This is a genomic window from Ruegeria sp. HKCCE3926 (assembly GCF_017872515.1).
In the GTDB taxonomy this organism is placed as follows: Bacteria; Pseudomonadota; Alphaproteobacteria; order Rhodobacterales; family Rhodobacteraceae; genus Ruegeria.
Genome location: NZ_JAEDOU010000006.1, coordinates 40,088 through 61,069 on the forward strand (window position 1 = coordinate 40,088; position 20,982 = coordinate 61,069).

Annotated in this window: 15 protein-coding genes; 6 read left to right on the forward strand and 9 right to left on the reverse strand. The window is 55.9% G+C overall.

The features are described from left to right. Window positions 1-18: 18 nt before the first annotated feature. The 4 genes from I9184_RS15135 to I9184_RS15150 form a co-directional block, all read right to left on the reverse strand. Entirely contained in the window at window positions 19-1,314 is a 1,296-nt protein-coding gene (locus I9184_RS15135) for a glycoside hydrolase family 99-like domain-containing protein (RefSeq protein WP_209835045.1), read from the reverse strand. A 129-nt stretch (window positions 1,315-1,443) separates the two neighbouring features. After that, window positions 1,444-2,709 (reverse strand): glycoside hydrolase family 99-like domain-containing protein, encoded by a 1,266-nt coding sequence (locus I9184_RS15140; protein WP_209835046.1) that lies wholly within the window; start codon window positions 2,707-2,709, stop codon window positions 1,444-1,446. After that, window positions 2,709-3,692, reverse strand: a complete 984-nt coding sequence (locus I9184_RS15145; protein ID WP_209835047.1) for a class I SAM-dependent methyltransferase — start codon at window positions 3,690-3,692, stop codon at window positions 2,709-2,711. The genes I9184_RS15140 and I9184_RS15145 overlap by 1 nt, the downstream gene beginning before the upstream one ends. Window positions 3,693-4,018: 326 nt before the next feature. After that, the gene (locus I9184_RS15150) at window positions 4,019-4,294 is read right to left on the reverse strand and encodes a hypothetical protein (protein ID WP_209835048.1); all 276 of its coding nucleotides are present in this window, start codon (window positions 4,292-4,294) and stop codon (window positions 4,019-4,021) included. Window positions 4,295-4,500: 206 nt separating this feature from the next. Between I9184_RS15150 and I9184_RS15155 the strand changes: the two genes are divergently transcribed. Continuing rightward, window positions 4,501-5,355, forward strand: coding sequence for a glycosyltransferase family 2 protein (locus tag I9184_RS15155; protein ID WP_209835049.1), 855 nt, complete (start codon window positions 4,501-4,503; stop codon window positions 5,353-5,355). Window positions 5,356-5,428: 73 nt separating this feature from the next. Here I9184_RS15155 and rfbA read toward each other — a convergent pair whose 3' ends face one another. The 5 genes from rfbA to I9184_RS15180 all read right to left on the reverse strand — a co-directional run bounded on the left by rfbA (window position 5,429) and on the right by I9184_RS15180 (window position 11,215). Further along, window positions 5,429-6,295 carry a glucose-1-phosphate thymidylyltransferase RfbA gene (gene rfbA / locus I9184_RS15160; RefSeq protein ID WP_209835050.1) on the reverse strand — a complete coding sequence of 289 codons (867 nt, stop codon included), beginning with the start codon at window positions 6,293-6,295 and terminating at the stop codon, window positions 5,429-5,431. A gap of 18 nt (window positions 6,296-6,313) precedes the next feature. Next, entirely contained in the window at window positions 6,314-7,177 is an 864-nt protein-coding gene (gene rfbD / locus I9184_RS15165; RefSeq protein ID WP_209835051.1) for a dTDP-4-dehydrorhamnose reductase, read from the reverse strand. Next, window positions 7,174-8,214, reverse strand: a complete 1,041-nt coding sequence (rfbB, locus tag I9184_RS15170) for a dTDP-glucose 4,6-dehydratase (RefSeq protein WP_209835052.1) — start codon at window positions 8,212-8,214, stop codon at window positions 7,174-7,176. The genes rfbD and rfbB overlap by 4 nt, the downstream gene beginning before the upstream one ends. Next, window positions 8,211-8,780, reverse strand: a complete 570-nt coding sequence (gene rfbC, locus I9184_RS15175) for a dTDP-4-dehydrorhamnose 3,5-epimerase (protein ID WP_152460487.1) — start codon at window positions 8,778-8,780, stop codon at window positions 8,211-8,213. The genes rfbB and rfbC overlap by 4 nt, the downstream gene beginning before the upstream one ends. A gap of 377 nt (window positions 8,781-9,157) precedes the next feature. Then, on the reverse strand, window positions 9,158-11,215 hold the full coding sequence (locus tag I9184_RS15180; RefSeq protein ID WP_245218150.1) for a dockerin type I domain-containing protein: 2,058 nt from the start codon (window positions 11,213-11,215) through the stop codon (window positions 9,158-9,160). Between the two features lie 151 nt (window positions 11,216-11,366). Between I9184_RS15180 and I9184_RS15185 the strand changes: the two genes are divergently transcribed. The 5 genes from I9184_RS15185 to I9184_RS15205 are packed head-to-tail and all read left to right on the forward strand — an operon-like array spanning window position 11,367 to window position 20,927. Beyond that, complete coding sequence (locus tag I9184_RS15185) at window positions 11,367-15,278, forward strand: Ig-like domain-containing protein (RefSeq protein ID WP_245218151.1); 3,912 nt, start codon at window positions 11,367-11,369, stop codon at window positions 15,276-15,278. 47 nt (window positions 15,279-15,325) lie between these two features. Continuing rightward, on the forward strand, window positions 15,326-16,159 hold the full coding sequence (locus tag I9184_RS15190) for a SapC family protein (protein WP_209835053.1): 834 nt from the start codon (window positions 15,326-15,328) through the stop codon (window positions 16,157-16,159). Next, window positions 16,146-17,489, forward strand: a complete 1,344-nt coding sequence (locus I9184_RS15195; protein ID WP_209835054.1) for a TolC family protein — start codon at window positions 16,146-16,148, stop codon at window positions 17,487-17,489. Before I9184_RS15190 ends, I9184_RS15195 begins: the two co-directional genes overlap by 14 nt. Then, window positions 17,486-19,633 (forward strand): type I secretion system permease/ATPase, encoded by a 2,148-nt coding sequence (locus I9184_RS15200; protein ID WP_209835055.1) that lies wholly within the window; start codon window positions 17,486-17,488, stop codon window positions 19,631-19,633. Before I9184_RS15195 ends, I9184_RS15200 begins: the two co-directional genes overlap by 4 nt. Beyond that, a complete protein-coding gene (locus I9184_RS15205) occupies window positions 19,617-20,927 on the forward strand; it encodes an HlyD family type I secretion periplasmic adaptor subunit (RefSeq protein WP_209835056.1) in 1,311 nt (436 codons plus the stop codon). Before I9184_RS15200 ends, I9184_RS15205 begins: the two co-directional genes overlap by 17 nt. The last annotated feature ends 55 nt before the right edge of the window (window positions 20,928-20,982 follow it).

The window sequence follows — 20,982 nt, forward strand, 5'->3', positions numbered from 1 at the left end:
ACCTCAAGGTCGAAAACATCACGTATTGATCTGACTTTCAGACTTCTTGGGTAACGCGTCATAGGTCGCCTGAAGATAGGCAAAGCCATATCTTCGGTCAGGCTCCAGATGAGTCCCCTCTGCCCACTCGTTCCACGCGTTTATGAAAACGATTTTTTCGTCGGCACTGTATTTTTCCTGCGCAAGAACCTGGCGACACAAATGTTCCGTCCAGCGCTTGTATGCATCGATTGTGAACCGTCCCATAATCCGAGGGGCATCCTGATTGCGCGCGGTATTGTCCCACGAGAGCGTGGAGGACCGAAACAGCTTGTACCGGGGTTCCGGCTTTTGAAGCTCTGCCTCGACCACGGCCTGGTAATCCAGAACGGCACCCGTGAACTCTGGATTGTAGATCCCCATCTCATCCGTGATGTCGGTGCGCTTTACCTGATGCGGCGGGAACTCCATTGCAGCGTCAAAACCCAGTTTCTCAGGATCGCCGATATCAAAAGTCTGGGCAGCTATGAGATACAGGTCCGGCTCGCCCCAGCTTTGTGCCTCTTTTCGCCATGCTGCGGTTGTTTCCTCGATATTCGGTATGATGTTCGCTCGGTAAACGATGAAAACCGGTTTCCCATCTATCCGAATATAACGCGGATCATCAAAATATTTGCGTATGTGACGCAGAAGGTTCAGGGAATCCTCGATCGAATGGTTTTGCGCGATAAGAACGTCGTGCGCCCGCCCGTCCCAGCGGCGCGTCCAGTTTTCGTTTGCCCATGTCAGGCAAAAAGGCATGTCGACTTCCGGATTGCCCAACATTTGTTCGAGCGGGTGCTCCATCAAGGTCTTTCCGCCGAACCAGTAGTAGTAATAGGAGAACCCTCCTATCCCGTAAGACTTCGCGATCCGCGTCTGTTCGACCATGATTTCTGGCAACCGCAAGTCGTAGTAACCCAGATGAATCGGACAATGAGGTTGGTAATGGCCCGGATAATTCGGGACGGCCTTTCCGACATTGGACCATTCGGTAAAGCCTTTGCCCCACCATTCATCATTCTCTTTGAAGGGATGAAATTGCGGCAGGTAATGCGCAATTGCCCGTACTGCGGGTTCAGCTTTCGCAGGCGGGTCGAAGGGTTTGAACTCTTCAGCCTGACCGATGGCTTCAAAACCCTGCCTGTTGGATTGCCCCGGTTTGTCCCAACCCCGTTTGGGGTCTCTTTTCTTGGCTGAATTTCTGAACCGCCTTGCCGTACGTGGCGACAAAGGTGGGCTGAGTTTCGACGCAGCGGTCAGCAAATAGTAAAGCAGGGTATCTTTGATGGACATGCAGTTTCTCGTACTAAGGCGCGTCGTGCCGACTATGACAAAGAAAACCCTTTTTTTCACGCAAAGCACGAGACTGAGTTGCATGACAAGTACTTGGGACTTTCATGCAACTCAATCCGGCGTGGTTTTCTATTTTGTGCGGGCCGCGGACAGCCATTGTTTCAGCAACCGACCGCTGACCGTATCGCGCAAAAGACGGAAAGCCCGTTTGGCCAACGGCTTGTTGGCACCATATGGAACAGGATGCGCGATGCCTTCCGTGGTTTCGCCACGGCGCGAAATTTCCGGGACACCCACATGCGTCCAGTCGATCAGCTTTGAACCTTGGAGAGCGGCCTTGGTGGCGTGCAAAAACGCATGCCCGTACTCGCGATCCGGTTCCAGGTGACATCCTTCAGCCCATTCATTCCATGCATTCACAAAAACGAAACGTTCCTGGTCGGGGAAATCCTGAGCGGTTTGGTGCAAGGCCCGCGAAAGCCAGTATTCATAGTTTTCCGGCGTTCCGTTCAAAACGACCATGGCATTTTCCTTCCGCCGGGCCGTGTTGTCCCAGGACGGAAAAACCGATCGATGAACGTTGTTCTCAGGCCCATAGCTGTGACCCAGGTACTGTTCTGCGATCGCAGAAAAATCAACACAATGGCCTTGGAAATCGTCGAACAAGTCCACTTCTGGCGAGAGGTTGGGCACGTTGATGCCGTGGGGCGGGAATTCCACACCGGAATCAAACCCGTATGACGCATAGTCCCAGTTTCGGTGCGTAAGCGCACAGGCCAGATGGATTTTCGGAATTCCGACAGACGCGCAATAGTCACGCCAGACCTGCACGGTTTTGCGCGAGTTCTTCAAATGCTGCGGCCGATAAACAATCAGGATCGGAGCGCCATCTATTGTTATGTAACGGGGATCCCGGAAAAACGGCTCGATCGACTTGATGAACTCCAGATCATCCTCGGGCTTGTACTTCTGCTCAATGAGAATCTCGTGCTCGGCCGCATCCCAGCGGCGCGTCCAGTTCTCATTCGCCCAGCAAAGACAGAACGGCATATCGCTTTCGGGATCCGCAAGCATTTCGTCGACGGGCCGCTCAAGAAGTCTTTTCCCGGAAAACCAGTAATAGTGGTAGCAGAATCCATCAATTCCGCTGGCCTTGGCCATCTCGATCTGCTCAAGCCGCGTTTCGCGGACACGCAGGTCATAATACCCCAGATCCGTAGGAAGATGAGGCTGATAATGCCCGGTGAAAAGCGGCTTGGCTTTTGCGACATTTGTCCACTCGGTGAACCCTTTGCCCCACCATTCATCGTTTTCCGGGATCGGATGAAACTGAGGAAGGTAGAAGGCAATTGTCCTGATGTTGCCGAATTCACGATCCGTGGTGTTTGAGGACATTACTTCTTCAACCCCAACAGCCGCGCCAGCGATTTTTTTTTCTTCTTGGCCAGTGGGCCGGGCTCGACTCGGGAAGCCTTGCTCGTGTCCACCGGCCCGATAGTCGATTGCAAATCAATCTCTTCGGACAGGGGCAGGCCTGCCATCATGTTGGTCCAATGCTGCCGGGTCTTTTCATCGGGTTGTTCGACGGGCAAGCCCATGAGGTAGATGTCATTCTCTGCCCGTTCTTTGGGGACCGATCTGCTTACGACCTGGAAGACATGGGAATAGCGATTGCGCTGCAAGGCGGCCTGAACATCCTGTGGCAGACGGCTCCAGCGTTGACAAAACTCCGTCATTTCTGGCGAACGAACCACAAACTCGGCTTGTTCAATGCTCATGCCCTGCGAATTGAGCAGGTGCTGAACGTTTTTGATGCCGAAAAACCGCACATGGGTCCGATCCAGCAAGCCCCAGTCACGATATTCGAAATCTTCATCGACAAGACAACCGGCAATGGCTGCATGGCCAACATGCGGCAGCGAAAGAATAACCGATCCTGTGTCGTTCAAAAGCGACTTCATGCCTGAAAGAACGCTCCACGGGTCGTAAACATGTTCCAGAACGTCCGCTGCGATCACGTAGTCGAATACCCCGTCATTCTCGCGAACGATATCACTCCATGAAGCATCGTTGAGATCCATCGGGTACACCGAACGGGCAAACGGCTTTAGCTTTTCGATCGCCGAAGGGTCGATCTCAAGCGCCACAACATCACATTCCAACGTGCCGGAAAGATGGCGCGTGATCGAGCCAGGACCGGCCCCGATCTCAAGCACTTTGGACCCAGGCTTTACCATGCGCAACACACGTGCGGGTGCTACATCACTGTTCACATCAATGTCGTAATCGTAAGTATGTCTATCGCGCACTGCAATTCTTCCGTGATGCTTATTTCGTGCTTCAGTTCGGCTGCTATATAGTTTGGTCTGGTTCTGCAATCCCCAATACCAAACCGATACCTAAGGCTTTGGATGTTGTACCCAAATAACGTTCAACTCAGAGAATACTGTTGCACAAAACGCCCCCAGCAGCAATGACCACCCACCCGGGGATGATTCACACCAAGGGCGCCACGCAACCATCTTCAAAGAAGCATGTTTTGACAGGGTTCTGTTTCGTGGCCTTTTCTGCAAAAGAAGCGGCATCCGCGTGGGCGTCGGATTGAACCTCGTGGGCTCCTGCCGCATTTCAGTTGAGGTATGCTTGATACGCTTTTCAACAGCTTACCGATATCGCTGGAAACCACGGCTTTGGCACTGCGAGGTCATGTAAACGCGCGCAGGGTGTTGAGCGCACAGGCTTGCGTCCGCAACCATTTGCAGAACGTTCTGAGAACCGCCAACGCCTTCATTCCGGCAAGTGATTGGCGCTGGAATTTCGATATCACCTTCAGGGCATGTTGCGATTTACTGGTTTCAACCCGACGACTGGCAACAATCTGCTCATTCACCACGGCCACCTGAAATCGAAAAATACCAAAGAGGTAAATCTTACCGCTCCGATCAAACAGACATTGCATCCACTGATGCGGCTTTACCATCCGGCCGCGCTTGATGATCGGTTTCCCGCCTTCGCTTCATAGGGGCAGAACCATTTCAATCATTTCTCCGATTGTCGTCGCTGAGCGCACAAGATCACTGACCGCATTCAGCAGCCCGGATCGGTCGTACTGTAACCGGGGTTGACCCTAACTGTGTTTGCGAGGAAGTAACGATCAGGCCCATTCCACAGATACGGCAGGCAGGATTGTCACAGATTACGATCATAAGCGTTTGTTACAACAGCAGTGGCGTACTGCCTGAGATGCTGAATTCCATCCCAGAGGGCGTGCCGACAATTTTGGTCGACAATGGTTCGGATGATATTGAAGCCGTTCGGCAAATGGCCAGGGCACATAGCTCAACTCTGATCGAAAGCCCCGACAACATCGGGTTTGGCCGCGCATGCAACCTTGGTGCCGCCAAGGCAACAACGGACCTGCTTTTTTTTCTGAATCCGGATTCTCACTTGCTGCCCGGAGCATTGGATGCGTTGCAAGAGGGGGCCGACAATCATCCGGATGCGTCAGCCTTCAACCCTGCAATTCTGGACCGGAAGGGGGCACCTCGTTTCAGGCGATACAGTGTGATCATTCCCCGAAATGAAACCCTGCCCAGGAAAACAGCCGATTCCGACTTTGAATTGCCGGTCCTCGTCGGCGCCGCGTTCCTGGTCCGCCGCGAAGCATTCGAAGCGGTCGGCGGGTTTGATCCCGAAATCTTTCTGTATCATGAGGACGATGATCTGAGCCTGCGGCTCAAAGCCGTTTGCGGGCCACTGTACTATGTCCACAACGCTCAGATGCGCCACGCCAGAGGCAAATCCTCGCCGGGAAGCCCAGCCATCGCTGGCCTGAAGGGCTGGTATATGGGGCAATCACGCGTTTATGTCGCCCGCAAGCATGAAGTCCCGATGGCTTTTGGTCGAGCCCTGGCATCGGCGCTTCTGCAAATGCTGTCACCGGTTGTGTTGTTTTCTACGAGAAAACGCGCCAAACAATGGGCCTTCTTGCGTGGCGTTTGGCATGGCCGGAATGTCCGACCAACCCCGTTCAGACCTTGATCACAAAGCGTGAAGCAGCTTACCGCCCGTGCAAATTTCCGCTTGCACACGTACCCATGATACAGTTTGCGGCCTAGCTCAAAAGACCTTTCAGATAGGTGCCATACGTGGACTTGGCGAACAGTCGCGCACGCGCCTCAAGAGCCTCGTCGTCGATCCAGCCATTCGCCCAGGCGATTTCATCCAGGCTGCCGGTCTGCATACCCTGACGTTCCGTGATCGTTCGCACGAAGTTTCCCGCATCCAGCAAAGACCCGTGCGTGCCGGTATCCAGCCAGGCAAAACCGCGCCCCATAGTCTGCACATCCAGCAAACCTTCGTCCAGATACATTTCCAGCAGTGACGTGATTTCCAGCTCGCCGCGATCTGACGGTTTGACCTCATGCGCGCGGGCCGAAGCGTCGCCATCCAGAAAATAAAGACCTGTCACCGCGTAGTTCGACGGAGGCACCTTGGGTTTTTCGACGATCGCGCGGGCTTTGTTCCCTTCGAAATCCACAACTCCGTAGCGTTCTGGGTCAGCGACCCGGTACGCAAAAACCGTACCGCCGCGCTTCAGTTGATCCGCCTCGAGCAGCAGGTCCGGAAGGCCATGTCCGAAGAAGATGTTGTCACCCAGAATCAACGCAGACGGGGCACCGTCCAGAAAATCCTCGGCCAGTGTATAAGCCTGCGCCAGACCGTCAGGAGACGGTTGCACAATCCATGTCAAGGACAATCCGTATTGACTGCCATCCCCCAACAGGCGCTGAAACTGATCCTGATCCTGGGGGGTGGTGATGATCGCGATTTCGCGGATCTGCGACAGCATCAAAACACTCAGCGGGTAAAAGATCATCGGCTTGTCGTAGATCGGCAGCAATTGCTTCGATATCGCCATGGTGATCGGGTAAAGCCGGGTTCCGGACCCACCGGCAAGAATAATGCCTTTGCGCTGCATAATCTGTCCTTTCAAGGTTCAGCTGGTCGCTGACTTCAACTCGCTCAATATCTCGGCCAGTCCGGCTTTCCAGTCGGGTCTCTGGATTCCGAACACATTTTCCAGCCGCAAACAGTCCATACGTGAGTTCAGCGGCCTGGGCGCCGGCGTTGGGTAAGCCTCGGTTGGAATATCCTCGATTTCGACCGACAAGCCGGATTGAGAAACAATTTCACGGGCGAAATCCGCCCAGCTGGCATCGGGTGCGCCGGAATAGTGAAACACCCCCCCTTTGGCTTCGAGGCCGGCCTTGGCCATTTTCAGCAAGGTTTCGGCAATGTCGGCAGCAGGTGTTGGCCCGCCGATCTGATCAGCGACAATGGTCAGCTTGTCACGAGTCTCTGCCAGTCGGAGAATGGTCTTTGCAAAGTTCTTTCCGTGTGCCGAAAACACCCAGCTTGTGCGCAAAATGGCATAGTGACCGCCAGCCTCTGCGATCTGGTGTTCGCCGTCCAGCTTGGTTCGACCATAGGCCCCCAAGGGCCCGGTCGGGTCATCGGTGTTCCAGGGGGTCGGACCAGAGCCGTCAAAAACGTAATCCGTGGAAATATGCAGAAAAGGCAGGTTGCGGGCCGCGGCGGCACGCGCCATTGCTCCGGGTGAATCTCCGTTGATCCGTTGCGCCAGGTCGCTTTCTTCTTCGGCCTGGTCCACCGCCGTATAGGCGGCCGCATTGATGATCACGTCCGCATCCGTATGCCGGATGGCGTCTGCACATTGCGACGGGTCAGACAGGTCCGCCGCGGCGCGATCCAGAGCTTCAACCAAGACACCATGCGCCTGTCCGCGACGCCGCAACTCGGTCGCCACCTGCCCCCCGTGGCCGAACACCAGCGCCTTCATTTGGCAACACCCAGCCGCTCACCCACGCCACTGCGGGCCTGCAAGGCGTTCAGCCATGCACTGTTGTCCAGATACCACTGAACCGTCTGTTCCAGCCCGGTTTCGGGCGTGTAGGAGGGACGCCAGTTCAGTTCGGTGCGAATCCGGTTCGGATCGATGGCATAACGCTGATCGTGACCCGGGCGGTCAGCGACGAACGTGATCAAATCCGCATAGGGCGTTTCACCCGGCTTGAGGCGATCCAGGATCGAACACAGCATTCTGACAAGATCAAGATTGGTCATCTCATTCTCGCCACCGATATTGTAGCTGCGGCCCAGTTCACCCTTTTCGAGCACCAGCAACAGGGCTTCGGCATGGTCATCGACATGCAGCCAGTCGCGAATGTTGTCGCCTTTCCCGTATATCGGGATCGGTTTGCCCGCCAGCGCACTGAGGATGACAACGGGGATCAGCTTTTCCGGAAACTGGTAAGGGCCGTAGTTGTTAGAGCAATTGGTAAGAACCACTGGCAGGCCGTATGTTTCACGCCACGCCCGCACGAGATGATCCGATCCCGCTTTCGAGGCCGAATAGGGTGAGTTCGGCTGGTATGGGCTGTCTTCGGTGAAAAACCCGGTTTTACCCAAGGACCCAAAGACCTCGTCGGTTGATATATGGTGAAACCGGAAATGCTCGGGCCGGCCGGCACCCACCCAATAGGCGCGTGCGGCTTCCAACAATACATAGGTCCCGGTCAGGTTCGTGTCGATGAACGCGGCCGGGCCATCGATCGAACGGTCAACATGGCTTTCAGCGGCCAGATGCATGATCGCGTCTGGCTGGTGTCTGTCCAGTATCGCCGACATGGCGGCGGCATCCCGGATATCCGCATGTTCAAAAACGTATCCCGGCGCATCCGCGACAGAGGCAACATTGTCCAGACAGGCCGCGTAGGTCAGGGCATCGACATTGACGACCGAATGCCCATCGGCAATCGCACGACGGATAACGGCAGACCCGATAAAGCCCGCCCCGCCCGTAACCAGAATTTTCATTGTGTGTCCTCGAATACGAAAGGAGATTCAATTTCGCGCAGAAGTGGTGCGATCCGATCTTTCTCGGACAGCTGGGGTTCTGAATTGCTCTGTGGCCATTCAATGCCGATATCGGGATCGTCCCAACGAACCGCGCCTTCAGTTTCCGGCGCGTAGGTATCAGAACACTTGTAGACGATCTCGGTCTCCGGCTCCAACGTCACGAACCCATGCGCGAACCCCGCAGGAACCAACAGCATCCGCCCGTTCTCGAAACTCAGTTCTTCGCCGACCCAGTGACCATAGGTGGGCGAACCTTTGCGGATATCGACCGCGACATCAAACAGCCGTCCACGACCGCAGCGCACCAGCTTGGCCTGCGCTCTTGGCGGAGCCTGAAAATGCAATCCGCGCACCGTGTTCACCGTGCTCGAAAGGGAATGATTGTCCTGAACGAATTGCGTATGAATCCCTTGTGCCGCAAAGCTGTCGGCATTGTAGGTTTCCTCAAAGAACCCGCGATGATCGCCAAAACGCTTCGGGGTGATCAGTTTCACTTCCGGAATGGAAAGCGCCAATATTTCCATTGTTACTAATTTTCATCTCTGTGTTGAAGTCTCGGCCTGCTATGTCACATTTGCTCCACCGACGCCAAGACCTATGTTGTCCGACCAGCAATTTGAGCGGCTTATCGGTTTCAAAGGTCAGGCGATTATCGCAGGCAACTTGCGATTCTGGTAGAATTCATTGAAATTATTGGACCATCTGCAAATGAAAGCACAGGGATGGAACAGATAACGAAGCCGCCGGCGCGACAACACTTGGGCCGAAAGCTAAAGCACCGCGTCATGGGGCGGCATCCGAGCGCTGAGGCTGGGTCGTGTCGATTTGGCGGCAAAAGCCAATCCGCACCTTACCGCTAAAAAAGATACAACTTTGCTTTGGCCTAGATATCTTTCGGCACTCAGGCCGCTTCGAGATTTCCCAACAGGATGGAGGTCATGTCCACGTTGATGACCCCATCCACCGCCACAACATCGACACCCGTCTGATAGGTTACATTGTCCTTGGTTATTCCGGAAAGGTCCGCGTTCTCATCCAGAAATACCCATTCAGGGTCATGGGCCGTGGGCTGCCCGACGGCGACTTGCAAAATTGCAAGCGCATCCAGGGCGTTCACGGTGCCATCCCTGTTGACGTCTGCCGCTATCAGGTTTTCCGCGGTCGCTGGACCCCATGTCGGGTCAAGACCAACCGAGATACGCAACACTTGCAAAGCGTCCAGCGCGTCAATCTTCCCGCTTGCCGTGGAATAGTGTTTGGTGATGTCCAGCACTCCGGGAAAGGTGCCATCGGGCAATTCCAGATCAAACCGCCCCTGACTATCTGCGGTGGCGGATACCGTACCCCCGCCGTCCGGCGTGAACCGGATTTCCGCATCCGTCAGCCCCGGATTCGCAACCTGGCTGTCCACCGTAATCTGCCCGACCAATCCATCAGAGCTGCCCGGTGTCAGCCCGCCCAGGTCCCCGAAATCTACCGGGATGTGATCCGGTCCGGCGATGCCTGCGCCAAAGATATCCGTGCTTGTCAAAGCGCCGCCCGACGCGGATTGGACCTGCACGATCTCGCCGCGATATTCGATCTGAGCCCCGTTTGCTGTGCTGGTAAAGGTCAGTTGCTGAGGCGACCGCAACAGCAGGTAGTCGAACATATCCAGACGATCCAGGCCCGCCTGAAAATCGGTTATTGTGGTCAGACCGCTACCGGACTGCATCACGAAGATGTCGGCCCCTGCACCACCTGACATCGTCGTCGCACCCTTCCCCGCGATGAGAATGTCGTCTCCGGCGCCTCCTAAAAGGGTCGTGTCCAGAATACCGCCGCTGAGGATATCGTCCGACGCGCTCCCGTTCACGGTACCGAACCCCTTGCGCACCGCCCCCAGATCATCGACCGGGACCGTCAGGACGTTCACCCCGGCATCCTGTTGTGATGTCACGAGAATTTGCAGCTCGTCGCCCACATGTGCAACCGCCAGCGATTCGACATTCTGCAATCCACTGGCCAGCGTATCCGCGAAACTGTCCAAATGAACAAGTTGACCTTCGGGTGTCAGAGTGAACAGAGACAGGCCATCATCGCCGCCGCCTGCAACCACAAAGACCCGACCGTTCACGTCTATGACCGCCAGATCCTGAACGGATTCAAACCGCGTATGAAGCGTATCAAGCACATGGTCCGTCGCCTTTAAACTTCCATCGCTGCTCAATTGAAGAACACTGAGAGAGTTGCTGCCGGACCCTGCCACCACGACCCAGGATTTGCCGTATGCCTCTACGGTCTCGACATCTGTTGGGGTTGAAACACCTAGGGTTCCGAGAGCCGAGTCATTGTTGATCTCGGTTAACGTGCCGGTGCCGGAATCGATGCGATATGTCGAGACAGAGTTTGTTGCCGCGTCACTTGAGATCAGAAAATGTTCCGAACCCGACCGCAACGTCTGCATGGCATCCGCCGTGCCGGCAATCAAACCCGCAAGACTGAGCGTCCCGTTCGCGTTCACATGATAGGTTCCGATATTGCCAGTACCCTCATGCGCCATCGCAAGGACATCCGAAGACCCCAGTGAAAACTGTATGATGGCCGAGATATCTCCGCCTCCGTTGAGCACACCCGTTTCCTTCAGGTTACCGATCGTTCCGTCCGCGTTCACGTCATACCCGACCAGGCCCGTGGCAGTATTGATATCCAGCGCGATCTGCTCGGTTCCCGCCAGCGTTATCGGCGTGGCACTGCGCCCCACCTGGAAGGTGATCGAACCGCTGTAATACTCGGTATCAACCAGCTGCGGCAGGGCACCGTCGGCCAGCCGCCAGACCGCGACACCGCCACCCGGGCCGGTCACCGTGTAGAGATACGTATTCCCGTTAAGCGTTTTTAAAGCCGTATCGCCGATACCTGAATCGAGCGCCGTGCTCCCCGTTGCCACTACACTTTCGAACTGAAGCATCACAGCCATCACCTCCTGCGCCACCCCTGGCAGTTACGGCAAGATGACCAGATGAGCAGACCGAAACCGAAGCAGAATTGTGGTGAAAACGAGAAGTTCGGTTTCAGTTTAACTCAATTTTTTCAGGTCCGATCGCAACGGCAACAAATGGGAAAGACAGATGAGCAAAACGCCAAACAGCACATCCTTTCCTGTTGCGATGATCGCGGACTCCACATGCGAGGGCAAGATGACCAAAGCACCTGAGGCCAACAATCGTCCGGCGGCTGACTCAACGGACGGAGATCGCAAATCTCAAGTTCAACAATGGATCAAGGGAAAGCTTGGTCGTTGGGCGGGTCGCGGCGCGGCTGGCGGCCTCATGTCCACATTGATGGCCTTGCCTGCCTTGTCACAAGCAACCATCGAAGAGCTTTACGCCTTCCAGTTTGCAGAGACAATTCCGGGTGTGCGCTCCGCCAAGTTGCTGAAAAACGGCGATGTTCTTCTGAAAATGGCTGACGGTCGGACGATGATCGTGGCGGCGGAAAACGTGCAGGTCCTGGACAGCGGCGCAATCATGATCGCAGAAGAGGCGGTTGCTGAAATCGCCCAGTTCAGCGCAGCTGAAGCTGGCGCAGCAGCTGGCGGAATCAGCGGCGCCGGGGCTGCGCTGGGCGGCCTCGGGCTGGCTGGTGCAGCTGCCGCTGCGGGCGGAGGTGGCGGCGGCGGCGGCGATTCCCCGGAACCTGTCGCGCCAGAGCCTAAACCCCAACCCCAACCGGAACCGAGCTATACCAGCCTGAACCTGGCCGAACTTCAGGCAACGGCATTGAACAGCGCCCTTACCAATGCTGCCGCACCCGAAGGAACATCGACAGTCGAGGTCACGATAGGTTCGCTTGTCAAAACCGTAACGCCCAACGATGACGGCAGTTGGAGCGTTTCTCTCACGTCGGCCGAAGCCAATGCGCTTCCGCAAGGCGTCTCTACGGTGACAGTCAGGCACCTGGACGATTCAGGCACGGAACTGTCAACCGAATCCGTCAAGTTCGATATTGATACAATTCCTCCAACCCTGTCGATCAGCGGGTTTTCCGATGGCGCTGTTTTGAATTCGATCGAACAGGCAACGGATCTGACGGTCACCGGAACAACCGATGCAGAAGACGGGCAGACCGTTACCGTCTCAATGAACGGGCAAAACTATTCGGGCACGGTATCCAACGGACACTGGAGCGTCACTGTCCCAGCGGCACACCTCTCGACCCTTCCTGATGGCGCGACGATTGACGTTACCGCGGATGTTGCCGACGCGGCGGGAAATTCCGCACCACAGGCGAGCGGAAGCTTTGATACTGATTTCACTGCACCAACTGTTTCTCTGGATCCCGTGGCTGGCGGCTCGATAGAACTGATCGACGTAGCCGGCGACCTGGCCTTGACCGGTTCCACCACGGCAGAGGATGGTCAAACCATCATCGTCACGTTCAACGGACAAGTGCATACAGGCACCGCTTCTGGCGGAAGCTGGAGTGTAACGATCCCCAATTCCGATTTGAGCAGTCTTTCCACCGGAGTGCCGGCATCTGTTCTGGTAGCCGTCGAGGACGTGTCGGGCAATCCGGCAGTACCGCTTCTTGTATCGGTTCCCGTGGACCTGACCGGCCCTTCCATTTCTATATCACCGCTTCCTGTTGGGTCCGTACTGAACGCAGCCGAAGCCGGATCCGACTTGACCATCAGCGGGCTGACGTCAAACGTTGAGGATGGTCAGCAAGTTACTGTAACCCTCGATGGTCAAACATATTCCGGCACAGTATCTGGCGGGGCCTGGAACGTGACTGTGCCAGCTGGGGATCTGGCGTCCTTGTCGGATGGAGGCAACTTCTCTGTTACCGCAGATGTCGACGACGCCAGTGGCGTCACGGCACCGCAGGCCGCAGTGACATTTTCCAAGGATGTGACCGCGCCGACGCTTAGCATCGACAGTTTCTCGGACGGAGCTGTCATGAACGCATCCGAGCGGGCCACGGATCTTTCCATCTCGGGCAGTACGACAGCTGAAGACGGACAAATCGTAACCGTCAGTCTGAACGGGCAGTCCTATAGCGCAACGGTTTCTGGCGGCAATTGGAGCGTAACCGTACCTGCTTCGGATCTGGCAGGTCTTTCTGACGCGGCGACCGTCACCGTAACCGCGGATGTCTCGGACGCTGCCGGGAATCCGGCCTTGCAAGCGAACAACAGCTTTACCACCGATTTCACGCCACCGACGATCGGAATTTCAACCGTATCCGACGGGGCCGTCATGAACGTCGTTGAACAAGGAACCGACCTGACGGTGTCAGGAACGTCCGATGCGCCCGACGGAACAGTTGTTACCGTCGAAGTCACGCGCGCTGACGGCACTACGGACGTCACCGGAACGGCAACAGTAACCGGGGGTACTTGGACCTATACGGCAACCGTGACAGATTTGTCTGCCCTGCAAGACAACGAGACTTACAATATCAATGCGTCGATCTCGGACGCGACGGGAAACCACAATCAAACCACGACAAGCTTTGCCACTGACTTCACAGCACCTTCAATAACCATAAACAGTCTGCCTGTGGGTGCCGTGTTGGACGTGACCGAAAGGGGCGTGGATCTTGCAATCTCAGGCACGACCACGGCTGAAGATGGCCAGACCGTTTCGGTCACATTCGGCGGGCAAACCTATACTGGCGTCGCATCAAATGGCTCGTGGGCAGTTACCGTTCCAGCAAATGATCTTGGAATGCTCTCTGACGGAACTAGCTATTCCATTTCCGCCACTGTTGACGATCTGGCCGGAAACAGCTCGGCCGCGGCGAACAGCTCACTTTCCACAGATTTTCGCCCCTTGTTGACGTTGAACGATGTCGGGGTCAACAATTCGATTGGTCTTGCCGATGCCAAGGCCTCCGGGATTACTATCGGCGGGTCATCGACCGGATTGTCAGTCGGCCAGTCGGTGGATGTCACGTTAAACGGCAGTTCGGTCGGATCTGCAACGGTGGCCGCAGACGGATCCTGGTCGCTGGCTGTCGCAGCGTCCAACTTTTCGGCAGTAGAGGCAGGTGATGACCTTGTCTTTTCCGCGCTGGCGACAGTTGCGGGTAGACCAGATCCGCTGTCGGTTTCCGAGCAAGCCGTTGCGCACGAACCCGCCGCCTATGTGATTTCTGAAGTTGGGCGCTCGGGATCTACAGTGACGTTCGCAATCTATGCCGAAGCCGACCGCGATATCTCTGGTGGTCTGGCGTTGACGGCAGAGCTCGGATTTGACCCTTCGGTTGTCACCTTCAACTCTGCATCGGTTTCGGAAAACAACGCCTTCGATTTGTTTTTGGCCAGCCCAGGCGCCGGGGGCGCGATGAATTTTGCCGGGGCCGCGACAACCTTTACAGATCTTTCTCAGCCGCTTGTCACTTTCACGATGACGATCCAGGACTCCAGCCAGCCTATTGAACTGACGATCAAAACGTCTGATGGCGGACCAACGACAGTGCAGTTTGGCACCAATGGTGATGACACGCTCAACGCTGCGAATACGCACACTATCACGCGCGGCGGTGTCGGCGACGATACCATTGATGTTTCTGCAGCAGGGCGAGACATCGTCGTCTTCGAGGCGGACCCGGCCAGCAATGGTACAGATATTGTGACTGGCTTTACGATTGGCCCGGCTGCGGATGTAACTGACGCACTGATGTTCCACGGGCTGGACACCAATACGCTCCGCGGTGATGGCACCGGGTTCGAATTGCTTTCCACCGGGGACACGTTGGGCACAAACACTGGATTTGTCGGCCTCAGCACGGTACTCACAGACCTCAACCTCAGCACAATCGAAGCCGCTGTCGAGAGTCTTGCCGGAGCCATGGCGGGCGATGAACTTTACGTGATGGCAACCGACGGAACAAACAGTGTTTTGGTCAAGGTAGATTTCCAGGCGGCGAACGATGCCAGCGTTGAAACCGTGGCCACGTTCCAAGACCTGAGCGATCTGAGCGGCCTGACCGCAGATAACATCCTGCACACCGACCCGACCGGGGCAACGGCCTGATCCAGACCGGCGCACATACAGACGTAATTCAACATCATGAGGCAGTTATGGCACAGAATGGCTTAACTCCGGTCAGTCTTGGACGACATGGTCATCGGTTCTGGCGGCGGTTCACCTCGTTCGATTTCGCAGGGACTATGGCAGATTGCCCTGTGGTCGAAGCAGAAATTCTTCAGGCCGCCGCCACATTTCCAATCACTTTTCGGAAATCTGAACACGGCTTTTACCCAGTGGCTGTTTTGTCCATGCAACCAGACCAGCCTACGCCATTTGTATCAGCACATGGCAAATGGCTGGCGACTTATGTGCCATGCGTCTTGCGCTGTGCTCCGTTTCGGCCACGACTGATTGAATCGGATGGTGACGGCAGTGACGAATTGCTTGTCGACGAAACGGCGGGGCTTATCACTGACAATCCGGAGGACGAGGTATTCTTCGACAAATCTGGGCAATTTGCGCCGGAACTGAAAAAAGTCGCAGCCTTCTTTCGCGCCCTGCAAGAGTCGATGAAATACACAACTCATCTGTGTCGTGTTCTTACTGACATGGGATTGTTTGGTCCGCTTACCTCTTTTCAGGGGGTTGAGTTCCCGTGCGGGCATTTTGGCGTCACGCAGAAAGCCCTGGAGAAAATTCCCCGCGCGCACTTGTCACTGCTTACATCGAATGGGGGTTTGCGACTGATTCACGCTCATCAGATTTCGCTGACCCATAGTATCTGGCTGACACATGCACATGCTCGCGCACATCGGGAAGCTGATAGTTCTCTGACACAACAGACCACCGGTGTTTCAGGGTTCTTGGACGCGTTGGTTGCGGCGCAACAGAAAGAAGAAGCCATGGACCATTGCAGTCAGGAGGGTCATCATGCGTTCCTGTAAAGCAGTGTTGTCCTGGGTTGCGTTCGCTCTGCTTGCAATAGCGTTGTCCGCCTGCACGCCCCCTCCTGATTTGACTCCAGTGGCAGTGTCCTTTGCACCCGGGACCACCGGTGCAGGGGCAGCAAAGCCATCGGCAAAGCTCAGCAGTAGTGCATTCGGGCAACGCGTGCGCCAGGCGGTGGAGACAAGCCCGACACTGGCGCAAAGTAATACCAGGATGGATATCGCATCAGCCAATCAAGATGCAGCGGAAGGCGCCTTTCTTCCGCAGATCTCGTTGGGAATAAATGCACGGTCCGAACGGGTCGAATCTGATATTGCAGATGTTTCACCCTATCTGAGAATTTCACAATTGGTTTATGACGGTGGGGCTGCCTCGGGGCATCTGACGGCAGCCCGGGCACGTGTTCTGGAAACACGGGGCGATCAGATTCAGACGGCATCGGCCACGGCGCTGGCCGCCATCGAGACCTATGTGCTTGTCATTGATCAAAGAAAAATACTCCGCATCGTGGCCGACAATGTCTCGGTTCATGAAGAACTGGTGCGTCAAATTTCGGACCGCACAGCGGGCGGCGCCGGTTCAAATGCAGATGTTCTGGCCGCTCAGTCCAGAATGGCAGATGCACGCACAAGACTGGCTGACGCGCGATCACGAACTGATCGGGCCGAAGCGCGGTTTCGAGAAGTGTTCGGGACTTTTCCCGGATCATTGCCCCCTCCTGTACCAGCCCCACCGCTGAATAGAAGTGATGCCCAGATCGTGATGAACAGCCCTCAGATCCGTAGGGCGGATGCCAGCTTGCTGGCAGCCAAAGCCGAATGGTCGGCCGCTCAGGCACGTCGCAAACCGAACGTTCGGGTCGCCGCATTTGCCAACCAGGATGACACTCGGGATGCAAATTTTGGCGTGGATCTTTCTTTCAACTACGAGCTGGACAGCACCGGCCAACGCCGCGCCGCCATCGCCGCCGCAGAAGCAAAGGTGAAAGAAGCGGAGTTCGCGCGAGAGCAACTGGTTCGCGAAATCATGCGGGAGCTGGGCTTTATTCGATCCGATCAAAAAGCAGGCGCGGAACGGCTGCGCGCGGCCCGTATTGCGGCAAGTGCCAATGCCGACAGTGTTGCTGCATCCCGCGCACAGTTCTCGATCGGGCGTCGCAGCCTGATCGAAATCCTGGACGCTCAACGCGATTACGTAAATGCGCAAGAACGCCTGATTCTGGCCGAACAGAGTTATTTTCTGACCAACTACGCGGCTCTGAGCCTTACCGGAGACATTCTGGACCTGCTCGGAATTTCGCTTGGCAATTGGAACGAGGTAAAATGAGCACATTGAAATCAATGTCAGATCGCGCCCGTTTGACATGCTACGAAGCCTGCCTTCTGAATATTGCTGCGACGCTTGAACGCCCTCTGACCCTTGCAACGATCCAGGCGTCGCAGACCGGTTCGGACGGGGATCTGACTGTTCGTGACATCCTCTCGGTGGCGGAAAACACAGGTCTACAGGCGGGCTATGGCGAGCGGCGCATCGCGAGTTTTGACGAAGCATTGGCCCCGGCCTTGTTGCTGATGACCGAAAACAAGGCTGTTGTGTACCATGGCCGCGCAAAAAACGGTGCCTTGCTGATCTATGACCCGGAACTTGGTGAAGGAATCGGCGAAGTTTCAGAAGAACAGCTGGCCAATTCATACACCGGTTTCGCGGTCTTGTTTCGGCGAAATCATACAGATGAACTGGACGCCGGTCACACGGGTAACCGAGGTCATTGGTTTCGCGCGGCGTTGTCCGCCAATCGATGGACTTACATACAGGTTGCTCTCGCTGCGGCTCTGGCAAACCTTCTTGGCTTGTCGACCTCAGTTTTCATCATGGTTGTCTATGATCGCGTGTTGCCCAATGAGGCAACCGAATCGCTTATTGCCTTGACGGCGGGCGTAGCTCTGGCGCTGCTATTTGACTTCGTGCTGAAATTGCTGCGAGCGGCGTTTATCGACAAGGCCGGGCAAAAAGCCGACTTGTTCATGGGGCGGCGAATTTTCGACCACGTTCTGAACATCCAGATGAAGTCACGCGCGGGTTCCACCGGCGCCATGACCAGTACCATCCGTGACTTCGAGACCCTGCGTGAGTTCTTCACATCCGCAACGCTTGTTGCCGTCGTGGATCTGCCGTTCATCGGGTTGTTCGTATTTGTGATTTACCTGGTCGGCGGACAACTGGCATTGGTCCCGGCTCTGGCCGTGCCTGTGGTTCTGCTGACAGGTTTGGCCGTACAGCCGCTTCTGTCGCGCATGGCAGAAAAGAGCCTGTCCGACGGGCAATCCAAACAGTCGGTCCTCGTAGAAGCCGTCTCGGGCCTTGAAACGATAAAGACAACAGCAGCGGGCCGGCAAATGCGTTCCCGATGGGAGCAGGCGATAGAACGACAATCCTCGCACGGTGCTCAGAGCCGGGCCGTTACACAATTTGCTCTCAACCTGACCGGTTTTACGCAACAAGCGGCACAGGTGTTGATCGTATTTTATGGTGTTTTTCTGATCACAGACGGCCAGACCAGCATGGGCGCTTTGGTTGCCTCGGTAATGCTGACAGGGCGGGCCCTGGCACCCTTGGGCCAGTTAGCGCAAACGTTGACAAGGCTTAACCAAGCCCGAAGTGCATACCGAAATCTTAACGCGCTGATGATGGCGGAAAGCGAACGCCCACTAGGCCGAACATGGGTGAACCGGCCCCATTTCAAAGGAGCGATCGCCTTCAACAACGTGTATTTTTCCTACCCTGACCAAGGGGAAGATACTCTGCAAGGCGTTTCATTCACGATCAAACCGGGTGAAAAAGTGGCGATCCTTGGTCAGATTGGCTGCGGTAAAAGCACCATCGCACGTCTGATGCTGGGATTGTACGCGCCGCGTGTTGGATCTGTTACGTTCGACGGTCTTGATATCCGCCAGATCGATCCTGGCGATCTGCGCCGCAATATCGGATCCGTCTTACAGGACATATGGCTCTTTTCCGGATCAGTCCGGGACAATATCGCAAGCGGTGCAATCCGGCCAAAAGATCACGAACTGATCGAAGCAGGCCGCGCCGCCGGGGTTGAGGATTTCGTGGCCAACCATCCCGGGGGTTACGATCTTCAACTCGCGGAACGCGGCGAAGGCCTCTCTGGCGGACAGCGTCAAGCCATTGCCCTGGCAAGGGCACTCATAGGCCGTCCGCCGGTTCTCTTGCTGGATGAACCAACAAGCGCGATGGATGTCAAAACCGAAGCCCAGGTTATCCAACGTCTGAAAGAATGCACGGTAGAGTCCACCATGGTTGTCATTACACACAGAACCAGCCTGTTGGAGCTTGTTGACAGAGTCATCATCCTTGAACACGGGAAAATCGCGGCGGATGGCCCCAAAAGCATGCTGACGCAACATGTTCGCCGGACAGGGAGGCACCTGAATGTCGCAGCATCCTGATCTGGCCACCCTGGCGCGCGAGATGCAGGGACGCTCTCCTGTTCGGAGTTCCTTGCTGCTTTTGGTGATTTTGCTCTGCCTGATCGCCGCCCTATTGTGGGCGCACCTGACTGAACTGGACGATGTCACGCGCGTGGACGGCCGGATCGTGCCTTCCGGAGACATCCAGCTGATCGAAGCCACCGAGCCCGGCGTATTGCAGTCGTTGCATGTGCGCGAAGGCCAACTGGTCGAAAAAGGTTCTCTGCTTATGGAACTGGAAACAACCCAAATTGACAGTCAGCTCAGTCAGGAACAGCAACGCGCGTTCGGGCTGATGGCGCGCATCCAACGCCTTCGGTCCGAAATTGATGGGACACAACTGGATTTCGATGTTCAACTGATCAACGGCGCGCCTACCGTCGTGCAATCTGAAACTGCACTGTACCAAGGCCGGCGGGCCGAGTTGGAGGCAGAAATAGCCATCTTGGAGCGTCAGCGTCAGCAAAAACAGCGAGAATTTGAGGAAGGCCTGGTCGATCAAGTGACGGCAGAGGCAACCTTGCTGGTCCTGGCTGAAGAAAGGGCGATCATGGCGCCGCTGGTCGAGCGTCAAATGGAGCCTGCAACAACATTGCTTGCGTTGCGACGAAGTGAAGCCGAATGGCGCGGTCGCAAGGTGCGGGCAGAAGCCGTAACCAACAGATTGCAAACGGGCTTGGACGAAATCGACGATCGAATTCAAGCGGTGCGAAGCCGGTTTCGCAGCGCCGCGCTGACGGACCTGGCGCTTGCCACTGCCGAGCTGGCTGCCTTGCAACCCGCCCTGCCCGCTTTGCGCGACCGGGCCTCAAGGGCGCAGGTTCGGTCTCCGGTACGCGGCATTGTAAACCGGATTCATCGCTCTACCATTGGCGGTCTTGCCCGCAGTGGAGAGGACCTTGTTGAAATCGTGCCGCTGGACGACACATTGCTGGTTGAAGCCTATGTAAAGCCCGAGGACATTGCGTTTCTGCATTCTGGTCAGCCTGTGAAGGTCAAAATCACGGCTTATGATTTTGCACGATATGGAGCGTTGGATGGGGAAATCATCCGCATCGGAGCAGACACGGTCACTCGATCTGAGCGGAATGACGAAGAGGTCTTTGTGGTCGAGATTCGAACCAAAAGCACCATGCTTGATGGGAATGGCATAGCAGTCGAAATCATACCTGGAATGATCGCCGAAGTCGACATTCTGTCGGGTCGCAAAACAGTGCTGGACTATATTCTGCAACCGGTTGTGAAGATAAAGGATCAGGCATTGCGCGAATGAGCGATGGGGCAATTGGGGACAGACGTGTCACTTCCGATACGGAAATCTCGGTGTC